The sequence below is a fragment of the Nocardia sp. NPDC004278 genome (genome assembly GCF_053602975.1).
Genome location: NZ_JBSGEQ010000011.1, coordinates 125,650 through 139,126, shown reverse-complemented (window position 1 = coordinate 139,126; position 13,477 = coordinate 125,650). Strand labels below are relative to the sequence as shown.

The window sequence follows — 13,477 nt, the reverse complement described above, 5'->3', positions numbered from 1 at the left end:
GCGTCGAGGCAGCACCGAGCGGGACAGGAGTTGACCGATGGCTGGCGAAGGTAGCAACCCGTGGTTGGACCTGAAGCACCAGGCGGAGAGCGGCGTGTTCAAGATCGATCCCAAGGTGGCGCCCGATGCGGTGCAGTACATCGCCGACGCGATGACCTTCTTTGACATCGCCGCCGGAGATACGAAGGGGCCGTACCGGCCCAGCTTTGCCCAAGGCATGAATCAGTACAAGGACATGCAGACCGTCGACCATTTCGGCAGCTTGAATTCGGGCAAGATCCTCTCGGACGCTTTTGCCACCGTGGCGGGTGACCTGATCAACAAGAAGCTGCCCGAGTACCAGAAATCGCTGCAGGCTCTCGGTGAGGCATTCATCATCGCCGGACACATGGTCACGAAGTCCGAAGAGACATCGAAATCGATCTTCAAGGACATCAAGGACAAAACCCCGCCCAAAATCCATGACGACGCCACCCAGATCATGCAGCGGAAGTTGCAGAGCGGCGCGGGTGGTCAATACACCTGGGTCGATGTCGATCCCGATATGCCGAAGGCCGACGGTGGCAAATTCGATGGCAAACCGCTCGAACAAAACGGCCCGGCGACCCAGGTCGTCGATCCGCATCTGGAGCCCGCCGAATCCTTCACCTACTACAAGGCAACCCAGATGTACTGGGCGCTGGTGGATAAGCCCAACGGACTGCTGTCGATGGGCGGTGACTGGATCCGGATGGCGGCCCGCCTCGAAACCGGTTTCGCCGAGTTGGCCAGCAATATCGATCTGCTCGTCAAGGAGCGGTGGAAGGGGGAGGGCTCCAACGCGGCGAAGGGCGCGGTCGATAAATACGTCGGTGCGAGTAAGCAACTGACCGGCGATATGCGCAAGGTCGGCGGGCTATTGGTCGATGGGGCGATGTGGACGATCAATTTCCGCCAGACCCTGCCGCAGCCGGACACCAAAACCGGACAGTACGCGGCCGTTACCCCCGAACAGGAAAGCGCGGCCGCCAAAACGGCCCAGGATGGATTCCGAGCCTGGTACCGGCATGGCGTTCTGTCCAGCACGGTGCTGCCGGTCTTGCCGCCACCGACCGGAATCCCCGGTATGGACCCCAAGACCACCCACCCCAGCGATCCGCGCAACGGCAGAACCGGTGGCAGCAACGGTGGCTCGGCGGCCGATAGCGCGGCCGCACGGCAGCGCGCGGCGCAGGCGGCCGCCGAGCAGCGCAAGGCGTTCGATCAGGCGCAGGCCCAGGCCAAACAGCAGCAGGCCGAGCTCGAGAAGCAGCGCCAGGAGGCCGAACATCGAGCCGCGCAGCAACAAGCCCAGCAGGAGCAGCAAGCCGCACAGCAACAAGCCCAGCAAGCCGCGCAACAAGCCGCCTCCCAGGCACAAGACGCGCTGAAACAGGGTTTGGACAGCGCGAAGTCGGCGGCGGATCAAGCCGCACAGCAGGCACAGGCCGCGGCGGCCAAGGATATGCAGTCGGCCGGGCTGGCCGGGCTGCCCTCGGCGCTATCGGCCTTGGGCAAGGACGCGCTCAAGGCGGGTGGTGGCGCGGGTAAGGGCGCCGGTGGTGGCGCGGGCGGCGGTGCTGGCGCCGGTCTTCTTTCGCCGAATAGCCTGAGTTCCAAACTGTTCCCACGCGCTGCAATCGGTGAAGCCGCCGGGGCCGCGACCGCCGCACGCGCGGGCCTGGCGGCCGCGGGGCAGCCGGGCACGCCCGGCGGTATGGGACCCGCCGGCCACGGTGCCGGTGGTCAGAACAAGGAACACAAGCGGGCCGCGTACCTGGATTCGGTCGAGCACATCGAGGAGGCGCTCGGCGACGCGCCCGTCGTCGTCAAACCTGTTGTGGAGCAATGAATCGGACCTGGAAGTTCACCGACCTCGAGTTCTACGCCCTCTGGTTCGCGGAGCTCGGCGAGGCGCTGCCGTGGCCCTTCTGCTTCACCACGGACGTGCCGACCGAGGAGCAATTCGAGGCGCTGAAGTTCGAGGCGCTGGAACGGGTCGGCCGCAGCCTGAACGGTTCGTTCGACGATGCCATGGCCGCGATTGTGAATCCCGATATCTGGATCGCGGTGAACGGTTGGGATGGGCGGGAGCCGCGTAAGCCGGTGACATTGCTGCGGGTGCTCGCTGTCCGGCGAGCGACCCGCGGCTATGTCGTTACCCAGCTGCCGGGCAAAACCTATTGGCATGCCGGAGGTTTCACCGTGGCCGAATGCGACGCCGTCGCGCTGGGCGATGCCGTCGTCGCGGCACTGCCCGAGACCGATGCGGGCAAGCTGTCCGATGTGGTGCTCGCCAGCGCGGACCGCGACGATGAGCTGGACTATTCGTTCGGCAAGTCGGCGGTGCACGACTCCTTCGACGATCCGGTCGCCGAGCGGGCCAAACGCTTTCTCGAAACGCCGACGCCGAGCATCGGAAGCATCGACATCGTCCAGGGCCGTTCGCGATTCGGCCCGCGCGGGGTCACCCGGCATCGGCTGGAATGGCGCGATCTGGACGAGGACGGTCGCTACGCGATCGATGATCAGAGCCCGCCGGTGGCCGTTGCCGCCGATAAGCGGCGGTTGACCACGATGATCAACGCGCGGATCGCCGCCATTGTCCGTGCGATCAAGGATGAGCGAGTCTGAAAGGCGGCCGCCATGGACGAAACGCAACCGGGCCTGCCCGAATGGACCGCGACCTCCCGCAGCGGCGCGATCTCCGTGCGCACCACCGAACAGGGTCTGCCGCTCGGCATTTCGATCGAGCCCGCCGAACTGCGGCGGGATCCGCAAGGGCTGGCGGCGGAGGTGTTGCGACTGTGCAAGCAGGCCGCCAATCGGGCCGGGATGGTGCGTAGGGCCGAGTTGGCGGCGGCGGGGGTTCCCGCCGATATGTTGGCGCTGACCGGGCTGCTGACCGCCGAAGAAGTGGCACGCCAAGAGTTGGCGCAGGAGCAGGAGTACGAGACCGAGCCGGACAGTTGGTTGCGCGAGGTGTAGTCCCCGTTGTGCGAGAGGAGCTTTCGGCATGTACGAGACCATGGACGAACTGATGGCCAGCGTGCAGCGGCGGCTGTACCGGATTCGGGATCTGACCGACGATATGGCCGGGGTGCGCGGCCGGGAGACCGCGCCGGACGGCTCCATCACCGTCGAGGTCGACGGCAACGGTGCGCTGCTGGATCTGCAGTTCTCCCAAGCCGTTTCGACCATGACGCCAGCCGAGTTCGAGTCGACACTGGTGGCGACCGCGGCCGCGGCGGTGCGGCGCGCCTTCGAACGCCGTAGCGAACTGGTCACCGCGTTCAACGAGGAAGTTGCCGACTAGACACCCGACGTTCATTCGGTCCCCGTAGAACTTTTGTCAAGAACCTTAAGTTTGTGCAAATTTGCTTTCAGGCATTGCAGCCTGATTGATAGGTTCTATGAGTCGGTCAATTGCATTACTGGATCGGGGAATACGATGAGCGATGTCGTAGCAACACCTGATGCGATTCGCGCGTACGGGGACGCGGCGGTAGCGATGGCAACCGGGGTGGCAACCGCAGGAGCGTTCGATCAGGTCGCAACCGTTGCGGCGGCCGCGCCGGTTTTCGGCTTGATCGGCCAGGACTTCCTGATGGCCTTCGCCTACGCGCAGGCCAATCACGTGAGTTCGGTGTTCGAATTGGCCGGTGTGCACGCGGGTACCGCGCTGACGGCGCATCAGGGTGCCGCCGCCTACGAGGCGGCTGAGGCGGCGTCCGGCACCGAATTCGACACTGCTGGCGTCTGATAATGAACGCGCCGCTGGACCCGTCGATCGTTGATCTACTGCGTGGCAGTGCCCTTGCGCCGCTTATCGATCGTCCGGTCAATGACATTCTGCGGGATATGGGTCTCGGGCCCCTGCCCAATATCAACGGGCTGCCACCGCTGCCCGAATTGCCGCCCCTGCCGGTGATCGATCTGGCCGCACTGGCCCGCCCGCTCACCGATATGGCAAGCGGATTCGGCACCGGAACGCTCGGCGCGAGCGCGGGCGGTGGACCCGATCCGACCAAGGTGCTCTCCGATACCGCTCAGGCTGCGCAGACCGCGATCCAGCTCGGCACCCAGGCGCTGCAGACCGTGATGTCGCTGTGGCAGGGCTTGGCCGCCATGCAGGCGGCCAACAAGGGCGGACAGGCCGCGAAGAACGGCGCGGAACTGGCCGCCCAGAGCGGACACGAGAAGGCGACGCTGGTCGGCGGCGCGACCTCGGTGGCGACCGGTGGCGCGCTGCTCGCTGCCGTCATCGCCAAGTACATGGCCACGGTGACCGCGGCCTCGCCGTGGCTGGCCACCGGTGGTGGACAGGCGTTTATCGCGGCGGCGACGGTGGAGGCGATCACCGAGGGCGTCGCGGTGGTGACCAAGACGCGGATCGAAATGACCGCGCATTCGGCGAATATGACCGCGGCGGGCAAGAAGGTCAAGGTCACCGACGCCCCCAAGGGCGTCGACTCGATGCAGCAGGTGATGCAGCTGCTCACCCCGCTGATGACCATGGCGCAGACCGGCGCGCAGACGCTCACCCAGGTGGCCACCCAGAGCGCGACGCAGGCTCAGAAGTTGCAGGCCGACGCCACCGCGAAACAAGAGCAGGAACGCGAGGCCAAGGAGCGGGAAGAGGCCGAGCGCACCGGCGGTGGCGGTGGCGGCGGCGCGGGTGGCGGTGGTGGTGGTGTCGGCGGTATCGGCGCGGCACCGATTTCCACGCCACTGAGTCCGTGGACAGGTCCGCGCGCTGCCGGGCTCAGCGGTGTCGCCGGCTTCGGTCCATCCGGAAGTGGTTCCGCCGCAGTCGAACCCGCCGCCGCAGTGCGCGGTGCACCAGGTGCTCCGGGCAGTCCGGGCATGATGCCCTACGGCGGGGCTGGTGCCGCCGGTGCGCGCGGGGCCGGGGATGCGGGCGGCGATATGCCGACCTTCCTGGTCAATGCCGAACACGGTGAAGAGGTCGTCGGTCCGATCGAAGGGGTCTCGCTGCCGGTGGTCGGCGCGGCCGAACAAATTTCGGAGCCACCACCCGATAAAGAACTCACCCTCTAACGGTTCAGGAGGTTGCCATGGCAAGCGGCGGTACGGATTTCAATGGTGTGCTGTTCGATCCGGTGGCGGCCCGCGACGCCGCCGCCCGGCTGGACGGACTGGCGGCCCGGTTGGAGGCGGAGTTGCGAGAGGGCTCGCCCGCGCTGACGGTGCCGCCCGCGGGTACCGATGAGGTGTCGGTGCGCGCGGCACAGACGATGAGCAATGTCGCGGACTCCTACGGCCAGAGCGCGGCCGCCGGAATCGTGGAACTGCGCAAGCTGGCCGCGACACTGCGCTCGCAGGCCGCGCAGTTCGGTCGCGCCGAGAACGACAGCGCCGCCGACTTCGGCATCCCCGGCGCGGCCTGAGACAACATCGAAAACGACACGGAGCAACAATGATCGAACCACCGCAGCCCGGTTTCACCGGTGTGGTCTGGGACGCGCGCGAGCCGGATCGGCTGGCGCGGGAACTGTCCACCGGTCCCGGCGCGGTACCGATGGCCGAGGCCGGTGCCGCGTGGGCCCGGTTGGCCGCCGGTTTCGGTACGGCGGTTGCCGAATACGAACTGATCGTCGCGTCGATGCGCGGCGCATGGCAGTCCACCACGAGTGGCCCGGTACTGGACCGGATCTCGATACTGCGCGACTGGCTCGCCGATGCCGCGACGGCCGCCGGCAATAACGCGGTGCGCGCCGAAACTCAGGCAGCCGCCTATGAATTGGCCCGGCTGACCATGCCGCACAGCGCCGAGATCGCGGCCATCCAGGCCGTGCAGCGCATGCTCGAATCGATCGGCGGCGCACTCGGCGCACCGATCAAGGCCGTGGCGGCGAGTGCTGATACCGATGCCGATATGGCAAAGGCCGCCGCCTCGCGCGTGATGCAGACCTACGAGGCGGCGACCGAACCCCTTGCGACACCGTGGATTCAGCAGGAACCGCCGGTGATCGCATCGCCCGCGGCACTGGCGGCCGAGGAGGCGAGCACGACGGTATCCGCGGAGTCGGCCATATCCGGCATGCCCGCAATGCCTGTCGTCACGCCGGGCATGTTCATGCCGGGCGGGGTCGGTGCCATCGCAGCGGCCGCGAAACTACAGCCCTATCGCGCGCCGGTTCTCAACGAAGCTCCCCAACCGGTGGAAATGACGACACCGCAACCGGTTTCGACAACCACCAACGCGAGTTCCAGTGCACTGCCCATGGTTCCGGGGGCGATGGGGGCGGCCGGGTCGGGCGAGGACGAGGAGTACGCACCGCGCGCGAGTGCGGTGACCGGCGACACCATCGGCGCCGACCTCGGCATCGTCTCCGCCCCGGCCGTACTCGGCGCGCCGGAAGCGCCCGCCACGGCGACCGGCCGGACGGTCTCGGGAGGTGCCGGATGACCACCATGACCAACGACGGCCTGCTCGCGGTCGCCGAACGGCTCGGCGTGCAAACCCTACCGCTGGTGCTATCGGTTGGGCCGCAACAGGAGTCGTTCGACGAATGGACCAGGGCGCAGCGCCGCGCGCGGACCGAACTGGTCGGCGCCGGTGTACTCGATGCCGAGGGCGATGTCGAACCCGAACTGGCCGATGCCATGTTCACGCTGGCCCAGCCCGACCGAGAGCTGGTGGCCCGGATCTACCGCACCGCGCCCGATGCGACGCCCGCGGTGACCCGAATCTGCCTGGCCCGCCGCGGCGAACAGCATGCCGTCGCGGTGCGTACCGGCGACACCTTCGACGTGCGCGCCATATGGGCGGACGGATCGGGTCAGGCGCTGATGCGGCCGCTGGTCGACGCGCTCGGCCCGGCGACGCCCGCGGAGGTCGTCAATTTCAGTGCGTTGTCGAGCGAACTGAGCGAGCGGCTCGCGGCGGCACAGACCTCCGCGGATTACGCGGACGCGGTCTATGCCCTCGGCGTCGCCGACCGCGACGCCACCGCCTATGGGCTCGCCTTCGCCGCCTGCCACTGCTTCGCCGAGATCGTGGCCTATGCCCATCTCGACGGCACGACCACCCGGCCGCCCGGCGCGGTCGCGGTCTATGACACCGGACGCGGTCGCATTGTGGCCGCGCCCGGTATTGCTGCGGATCAGCTGGTCTGGTCCACGGTGACACCGGGCACCGATCACCGTATCGCGCAAGCGATTTCGGCATTGATCGAATCTCTGCCCGGGGGAAGGTGGCTTCCGCAGTAAACCTTCCGGCGATGTCACCCGACATCGTTTCCGGGCATTGGAATCACTACAGGAGAGGGTGTCCACGATGAGTGGTGAAGGTGTACACGTAGACGAGGCGACCGCGAAGAAGGCCGAGGAGTTCATGGCCGCGGCGGTCGACAACATGCAGCGCACGCTGAAGAAGATCGACGACGAGGTCGCCGCGGCGACCCACTGGGAAGGCGATGCGAAGGCGGCGTTCGTCGCGGCCTCCACCAACTGGGCCCAGCACTCCCAGGAGCTGCACAAGAAGCTCAACGCCATCACCGAGCAGGTCGGTCACGGTACCCAGCAGTACATCCAGATGGAGCAGCAGAACCAAGAGGGTTTCCAGCACATCAGCCTGTAATCGACTGCGCCGCAACAATAATCAGTCTTCGAATCGGAGGAACTCATCATGTCGACGATGGCATACGCCAAGGGCCCGATGATGGCCCTGTTCAACGACCTGGTCACGCTGCACGGCGACCTGGTCAAGTACGGCAGCGATATGGAGGACGCGGGCGGCGTGCTCAAGGTGGCGTGGGAGGGCAACGTGGCCCACGCCAGCTTCAAGACCGTCTACGACGCCTGGCACAACGAGTACGGCGACACGCTCACCTCGCTCAACAATGTCGCGGCGGCCGTGGAGAGCTCGCTGCATCGTGCGCTGGGCACCGACGGCAAGATCGGTGACGGCTTCGGGGCCTGAGTCCGCTCGATAGGGCCGTTGCGATCGCTTGCGGGTCGCTCGAAAAGGCCGTAGCGATCGCTTGCGGGTCGCTCGAAAAGGTCAGCCATCCGGCCGGTCCACCAGCGCTGTGCTCGCGGATCGGCCGGATTCCGTTCGGGGTCACCGTGGTTCGCGGTTACCGCGCCGCGGTCAGGGATTCGCCGATGTAGCGCATTTCGTCGGGGGTGGTCACCATTTTGACCGTCGCACTCGCCGTCGAGGTTCGCACCGTGATCATGTTGGGAGCCGAAATATCCTGTACCAGAACGATATCGGCATCGAACTGGCCGTCGGGCTGCTCCGGCGCACGGACATGCACGATGGTCGCGCCACCGGTCAGCGCGGTGGGTGCGATGCCATCGAACACCACGACGGTCGCGCTGGGAATGGGGCCGCCGCCCGGCTGCGGTGGCACGCTGTGCTGCCCCGCACCGGCGAACCGCGGGGCGAGCGAAAGCGAATGCGGTGCACCGACATTCGCGACCATGGACTGCCAGGCCTCGGGCCGGTCGGTGTGCACGATGGTGTGCGCGCCGAGGGCGATCGCGCGCAGGATCACCTGCTGGGCCAGACCCAGCCGCCCGATCACCTCGAGATGCCGGGTGCCGTCGCCGATCAGCGGCACCGCGATGCCCTGACCGAGATCGTCGGCGCCGATCAGCTGACCGCATCCGGCGGTCGGTACCGCGATACCGTCGAGCGCGGCGAGTGGGCCGCGGTAGTCGCCCGCGCTGTCGCCTTCGCGGCGGGCGGTGCGGGCGGGCAGGCTGTCCAGCAGGGCGCGGAACTGTTCACCCGGCAGGGTGCGCAGGCCGGGCACCGGCGGCTCGTCCGGTTCGGCAACGGTATCGAAGCGGACCAGTGCTCCCAGCGTGATCGGCGGGGAGTTGGACTCGCGCCCATCGCCGGGCCGTCGCGCACCGGGCCGCAGGCGCACGGTCACTGTGGTGGTCAGGCTCGGGGTGGCCCAGATATCGGCGAAGCCGCGCGATCCGATGAGCTCCGGACCGATCTCGTAGCTGGTGAGGTGAATGCCCTGGTGTACCAGCGACTTCGGCGTTTCGGCGAAGGCGTCCAATGCGATGCCGTGGGTGAGTCGACGCACCGCGCTGTTCATTTCGGTCGCGGTCAGCACCGATACCGAGATATCGCGGGCGGCCAGTCGATTGGCCACCCGGCGGGTCGCGATGATCGCGGTGCGCAGCGCGCCAGCGCCGCCACCGCCGCGATTGCCGACGGCCTCGGCATTGGCGAGCGGATCCAGCCGCAGCACCAGCCAGACCGTGCGATGCGCGATGGCGGGCAGTGGGCCGAGGATGCGGTCGTAGAGCTGGGCTACCGGGCCGCCGCCCGCGGTCCGCGCGCCGGTGCTGATCACATCGATGGAGGCCAGGTTGATATCGAATTGACTGAGGCAGCGACCGATTTCGGTGAGCGGAAGCACCTGGTCGGTGGACAGCGAACCGCGCCGCAGCAGGGTGAGCGCATCCGGCGGCGGGTCGATGCGCAGCATGGTGAGCAGCAGGTTGCCATCCCAGCGCACGCCGTAACTGCCGCCCTCGGGCAGCGGTACGTCGAAGGCGGCCTGGCCGGTATCGGCGGGGCCGGGCCGGGTGCGCCGCCACCGGAATGCGATCGCCCGCGCCAGCATTCCGGCGATATTGCGTGGCTCACGTCGCCGCACCGGTACCGCGCCGACAATAAGGACGATCGCGCCGACGGCAATGACGGCCGCGGTCGGCGCATGGCAGGCGGCGGTGATCCAGGCCGCGGTCGCGGCGAACAGTGCGAGCGGAATCATGCGTCGCAAAGGGATTTGGCGCAGCAGCCAGAATTCCGGATCACGCAGCGTTGTGTGCGTTGTGTTCACGGAGTTTTCGTTTCCGGTTTCTTTACGGTTCTTCGCTCCGGAGTTGGTATCGCGTTTGTTCACAGCCCCGTCCACGATAATCGGACCAGTATTGCGATAACACTACCGCGCCACCTGTTTGTTCGTTGGCACAGTGACGGTTTGCTGAATTGTCGCTGGATTGACACGGGCGCGCCGAACGATACTGTAAATATCCTGTTCCTTCCGTAGTCCGATGGAGACCATGTGCCTGCTCAGCTGACCACCAAGGCTCAGGTCAACGGCTACCGTTTTCTGCTGCGGCGGCTCGATCACGCGCTGGTGCGCCGCGATATCCGGATGCTGCACGACCCCATGCGATCTCAGCTGCGTTCGATGCTCGTCGGCGCGGTGCTCGGCCTGCTCGTGGTGGCCGGCGCGACCATCTTGGCGTTCCTGCGCCCACAGGGCGCGATCGGTGACGCGAATATCGTGATCGGCAAGGACAGTGGTGCCCTGTATGTGGTGGTGGCCGAGTCCGAGGACAAGAAGGACGATAAGCGCCTGCATCCGGTGCTCAACCTGGCCTCGGCCCGACTGATCACCGGGAGCAACGAATCACCCAAATCGGTGAAGGACGCGAAGCTTTCGTCGCTGCCGCGCGGCCCGATGCTCGGTATTCCCGGCGCGCCCGCGGCACTGCCGGGTTCCGAGCAGAGCGGTCGTTCCGACTGGTCGCTGTGCGAGACGGTGCAGCTCTCGCTCACCGGCAGCGCGGCCGCGGCCACCGGCGTCGAAACCACGATCTTCGCGGGCAAACCCCAACTGGACGAACGTGTTCGGACCCTCGGCCCCTCGGACGCACTGCTGGTCAAGCGCAATGACAAGACCTATCTGATCTACGACGGCAAACGCGCGGAGGTCGACCCGGCCAACTCGGTGCTGGCCCGCTCGCTGAATCTGGCCGGACTCAAGTCGCGGCCGGTCGGCACCGGCCTGCTGGATGCGGCGATCGCCGTTCCGCCGCTGGCCGTACCGGATATTCCGCAGGCCGGACAGCCGGGTCCGGCAAAGCTTTCCGATGTGCCGGTCGGCGGTGTCATCGCCGTCGGCGGCATGGGCCGCAACGATCAGTCCCAGCTGTACCTGGTACTCGCCGACGGCGTGCAGCCGATCACCGATTTCGCCGCACAGGTCATCCGCACCGCGAATTCCCAGGGCATGCGCGAGATCAAGGCGGAGCCGCCGGACGTGCTGACGAATATGCCAGTGCTGCACCGACTCGCCCTCGACCACTTCCCGGCGAACACCCCGAAGATCCTGTCCGCCGAGGATGCCCCGGTCACCTGTCTGAGCTGGGCGAAGGGACGCGGGCCCGATAACGAGGCGAACGAAAGTCCCACCGACCGTGCCGCGGTCGGCCTGCTCGCGGGCAACCGGGTGCCGCTGCCCGGTGCGGCCGAGCCGGTGAGCCTGGCAACCTCCGATGGGACCGGAGATCGGGTCGATGCCGCCTACATCCCACCGGCATCGGGTGAGTTCGTACAGGTAACCGGAACGGAACCGGGCAGTCTGCGTCGCGGTGGCCTGTTCTATGTGGCGGACAACGGAATCCGCTACGGCATCCCGGACGTTGCGACCGCGAAGGTGCTCGGCCTGAGCGATGACCCCCGGCTGGCCCCCTGGTCGATCATCGGCCAACTGGTGCCGGGACCGACGCTGTCCAAGAACGACGCGCTGGTCAAGCACGACATCCTGCCCGTCGGAAACTGATCGCGGTCCGGGTATTCCAGGCCCCAGCTATGCCCGCCGAGCCAGCTCCTAAACGCCGAGCGAGGCGAGCACGCTGCTCAGGGCTGCCTGCATATCCGGCGCCTCGATCCGCATCAGCACCGTCTCGTCCACCGCGCTCAGATCCAGCGAATCGTCATTGGCCAGCCGGAATTCGCGTTCCTCCTCGGCGGATTCGATAATGTTGCGTACGAAGCGACCATTGCCCGCGAGATCGATGCCGCGACGCGGCTGACCGCTCTGATCGACCCGCTCGGCCTCGTACAGCCGCCCGCACGCCTCGATCAGCAATTCCATTGCCCCATCGGACAGCTCCGAATCCCGCGAGCGCGCGATGAGGCTGCCGATCTGGCCGAGTTCGGTCGGGGTGTAGGACGGGAACTGCAGGCGTTTGGCGAATCGGGAAGCCAGACCGTCGTTCGCGGCGAGCAGTCGGTCGATCTCGCCGTCATAGCCCGCGATGATCACGACCAGCCGGTCACGGTCGTTTTCCATGCGGGCCAGCAGCGTATCCACCGCCTCGCGGCCGAAGGCGTCGCCGCCCTGCAGGCCGGTCTGGATCAGCGTGTACGCCTCGTCGATGAACAGCACACCGTCCATGGCGGTATCGATCAGTTTGTCGGTCTTGATGGCGGTGCCGCCGAGATTCTGGCTGACGAAGTCGACCCGCTTGGCCTCGACGACCTTATCGGTCTTGAGAAGTCCGACACCACAATAGATTTTGGCCACCACCCGGGCGATGGTGGTCTTACCGGTGCCGGGCGGTCCGGTGAACGCCAGATGGTTGCCGCGGGCCATGCTCGCCATGCCCTTCTCGGCCCGGATCTTGGCCAGCTGCGCGGTCGCCTGCAGCTTCGCCACCTGCGTTTTCACCGATTCGAGGCCGATCTGGGAATCCAGTTCGGCGCGCGCCTCGGCCAGAATCTTTTTCGCGCGGTCCTCGGCATCGGCGTTCTGCATGGCCTCGACCGAGGGCGCCGATGCCGGATCCCAGCGGTCGGTGCGCGCATCGATGGATTCCTTGCTGGTCACCGTGAGCCGGTAGGTGCGATCGCGCATGGCGGCGGTATTCGCGGCGAAATCCGGTGCCTGCGAATACACCTTCTCGAACAGGGCCTGCGCCTCGGCCTCCTTACCGGTCTCGCGCAGGCACAGGCCGCGGCAGAACATGGCGGTCGTGCGCGCCGCCGGAATCGGACCGGCCTCGGCCTGCTCCATGCGCCGGATGGCCTCGCCGAACAGGCCGAGCTGGGCGCAGGCCGAACCGACCATCACATGTGCGCCCGCCGCGAGATACGGATCGTCCCATTCGGCGGATCCGGCGAGTACGGCCATCACATCGGGCCAGCGCTGGGTGTTGAAATGCAGTACGCCACGGATGTATGCGCAGATCCGGTCGTCGATTTCGCGATCGGTATCGGAGAGCATCGAGGCGCGGTGCCCGGCGAGTTCGTTGAGCACGCGCTCGGCCTCGTCGTACTCCTTCTCCGAGATCAGCTGTGCCGCTTGGGCCAGCCAGATCTCGGTGTAGCTGGCCAGGGGATAGTCGATGTACAACCCGGCGAGGAAGCGTCCGGCCAATGCCCTTTGCGGCAGCCCGAGCCGCCGCTGTTCGCGGTAAAGCGTTGTCGCGCTGTTCTTGTACAGGTTGTAGAGCACCTCGGTGGTGACCTCACCCGCCGCGGCCCGGCCCAGCCAGGCGTCGCACATGGTCGGATCCCACTCGGTGGCGCGCTGGAACGCCAGTTTCGCGTACTCGAGATCGCGAGCCGATTCCTGTCCGTCGATGGTCAGGCCCAGCGACAGGATTCCGGCGTCGAAGGCCCGTTGTGCTTGGCGGTTGCCGGTCATTGCTGTCAAACCCCGAAGTC

At 66.8% G+C, this 13,477-nt stretch carries 14 protein-coding genes; 12 read left to right on the top strand and 2 right to left on the bottom strand.

The annotated features are described in order from the left end of the window. Window positions 1-37 precede the first annotated feature (37 nt). The 11 genes from ACWEO2_RS19195 (at window position 38) to ACWEO2_RS19145 (ending at window position 7,966) form a co-directional block, all read left to right on the top strand. On the top strand, window positions 38-1,870 hold the full coding sequence (locus ACWEO2_RS19195; protein ID WP_452406538.1) for a hypothetical protein: 1,833 nt from the start codon (window positions 38-40) through the stop codon (window positions 1,868-1,870). Then, entirely contained in the window at window positions 1,867-2,652 is a 786-nt protein-coding gene (locus tag ACWEO2_RS19190; RefSeq protein ID WP_452406537.1) for an ESX secretion-associated protein EspG, read from the top strand. The genes ACWEO2_RS19195 and ACWEO2_RS19190 overlap by 4 nt, the downstream gene beginning before the upstream one ends. Before the next feature lie 12 nt (window positions 2,653-2,664). After that, window positions 2,665-3,006 (top strand): hypothetical protein, encoded by a 342-nt coding sequence (locus tag ACWEO2_RS19185; protein WP_452406536.1) that lies wholly within the window; start codon window positions 2,665-2,667, stop codon window positions 3,004-3,006. A 28-nt stretch (window positions 3,007-3,034) separates the two neighbouring features. Then, entirely contained in the window at window positions 3,035-3,334 is a 300-nt protein-coding gene (locus ACWEO2_RS19180) for a YbaB/EbfC family nucleoid-associated protein (protein WP_452406535.1), read from the top strand. A 135-nt stretch (window positions 3,335-3,469) separates the two neighbouring features. After that, a complete protein-coding gene (locus tag ACWEO2_RS19175) occupies window positions 3,470-3,781 on the top strand; it encodes a type VII secretion target (RefSeq protein ID WP_452406534.1) in 312 nt (103 codons plus the stop codon). Between the two features lie 2 nt (window positions 3,782-3,783). Continuing rightward, window positions 3,784-5,079 (top strand): hypothetical protein, encoded by a 1,296-nt coding sequence (locus tag ACWEO2_RS19170; protein ID WP_452406533.1) that lies wholly within the window; start codon window positions 3,784-3,786, stop codon window positions 5,077-5,079. Between the two features lie 17 nt (window positions 5,080-5,096). Next, window positions 5,097-5,429, top strand: a complete 333-nt coding sequence (locus ACWEO2_RS19165) for a PE family protein (protein ID WP_452406532.1) — start codon at window positions 5,097-5,099, stop codon at window positions 5,427-5,429. 29 nt (window positions 5,430-5,458) lie between these two features. Continuing rightward, entirely contained in the window at window positions 5,459-6,451 is a 993-nt protein-coding gene (locus tag ACWEO2_RS19160; RefSeq protein WP_452406531.1) for a PPE domain-containing protein, read from the top strand. Next, a complete protein-coding gene (locus ACWEO2_RS19155; RefSeq protein ID WP_452406530.1) occupies window positions 6,448-7,254 on the top strand; it encodes an ESX secretion-associated protein EspG in 807 nt (268 codons plus the stop codon). The genes ACWEO2_RS19160 and ACWEO2_RS19155 overlap by 4 nt, the downstream gene beginning before the upstream one ends. Window positions 7,255-7,321: 67 nt before the next feature. Continuing rightward, on the top strand, window positions 7,322-7,624 hold the full coding sequence (locus ACWEO2_RS19150) for a WXG100 family type VII secretion target (protein ID WP_452406529.1): 303 nt from the start codon (window positions 7,322-7,324) through the stop codon (window positions 7,622-7,624). A gap of 48 nt (window positions 7,625-7,672) precedes the next feature. Continuing rightward, on the top strand, window positions 7,673-7,966 hold the full coding sequence (locus ACWEO2_RS19145; protein WP_452406528.1) for a hypothetical protein: 294 nt from the start codon (window positions 7,673-7,675) through the stop codon (window positions 7,964-7,966). A gap of 157 nt (window positions 7,967-8,123) precedes the next feature. Here ACWEO2_RS19145 and eccE read toward each other — a convergent pair whose 3' ends face one another. After that, entirely contained in the window at window positions 8,124-9,857 is a 1,734-nt protein-coding gene (gene eccE, locus ACWEO2_RS19140) for a type VII secretion protein EccE (protein WP_452406527.1), read from the bottom strand. Window positions 9,858-10,082: 225 nt separating this feature from the next. Here eccE and eccB point away from each other — a divergent pair, with 225 nt between their 5' ends. Beyond that, window positions 10,083-11,588 (top strand): type VII secretion protein EccB, encoded by a 1,506-nt coding sequence (gene eccB, locus ACWEO2_RS19135; protein ID WP_452406526.1) that lies wholly within the window; start codon window positions 10,083-10,085, stop codon window positions 11,586-11,588. A gap of 48 nt (window positions 11,589-11,636) precedes the next feature. Here the strand turns inward: eccB and eccA are convergent, their stop codons facing one another. After that, window positions 11,637-13,457 (bottom strand): type VII secretion AAA-ATPase EccA, encoded by a 1,821-nt coding sequence (gene eccA / locus ACWEO2_RS19130; RefSeq protein ID WP_452406612.1) that lies wholly within the window; start codon window positions 13,455-13,457, stop codon window positions 11,637-11,639. Window positions 13,458-13,477 lie beyond the last annotated feature (20 nt).

Coding starts and splice junctions, on each gene's coding strand:
- ACWEO2_RS19195 (WP_452406538.1), top strand. CDS start 38: ATGGCTGGCGAAGGTAGCAACCCGTGGTTGGACCTGAAGCACCAGGCG.
- ACWEO2_RS19190 (WP_452406537.1), top strand. CDS start 1,867: ATGAATCGGACCTGGAAGTTCACCGACCTCGAGTTCTACGCCCTCTGG.
- ACWEO2_RS19185 (WP_452406536.1), top strand. CDS start 2,665: ATGGACGAAACGCAACCGGGCCTGCCCGAATGGACCGCGACCTCCCGC.
- ACWEO2_RS19180 (WP_452406535.1), top strand. CDS start 3,035: ATGTACGAGACCATGGACGAACTGATGGCCAGCGTGCAGCGGCGGCTG.
- ACWEO2_RS19175 (WP_452406534.1), top strand. CDS start 3,470: ATGAGCGATGTCGTAGCAACACCTGATGCGATTCGCGCGTACGGGGAC.
- ACWEO2_RS19170 (WP_452406533.1), top strand. CDS start 3,784: ATGAACGCGCCGCTGGACCCGTCGATCGTTGATCTACTGCGTGGCAGT.
- ACWEO2_RS19165 (WP_452406532.1), top strand. CDS start 5,097: ATGGCAAGCGGCGGTACGGATTTCAATGGTGTGCTGTTCGATCCGGTG.
- ACWEO2_RS19160 (WP_452406531.1), top strand. CDS start 5,459: ATGATCGAACCACCGCAGCCCGGTTTCACCGGTGTGGTCTGGGACGCG.
- ACWEO2_RS19155 (WP_452406530.1), top strand. CDS start 6,448: ATGACCACCATGACCAACGACGGCCTGCTCGCGGTCGCCGAACGGCTC.
- ACWEO2_RS19150 (WP_452406529.1), top strand. CDS start 7,322: ATGAGTGGTGAAGGTGTACACGTAGACGAGGCGACCGCGAAGAAGGCC.
- ACWEO2_RS19145 (WP_452406528.1), top strand. CDS start 7,673: ATGTCGACGATGGCATACGCCAAGGGCCCGATGATGGCCCTGTTCAAC.
- eccA (WP_452406612.1), bottom strand. CDS start 13,457: ATGACCGGCAACCGCCAAGCACAACGGGCCTTCGACGCCGGAATCCTG.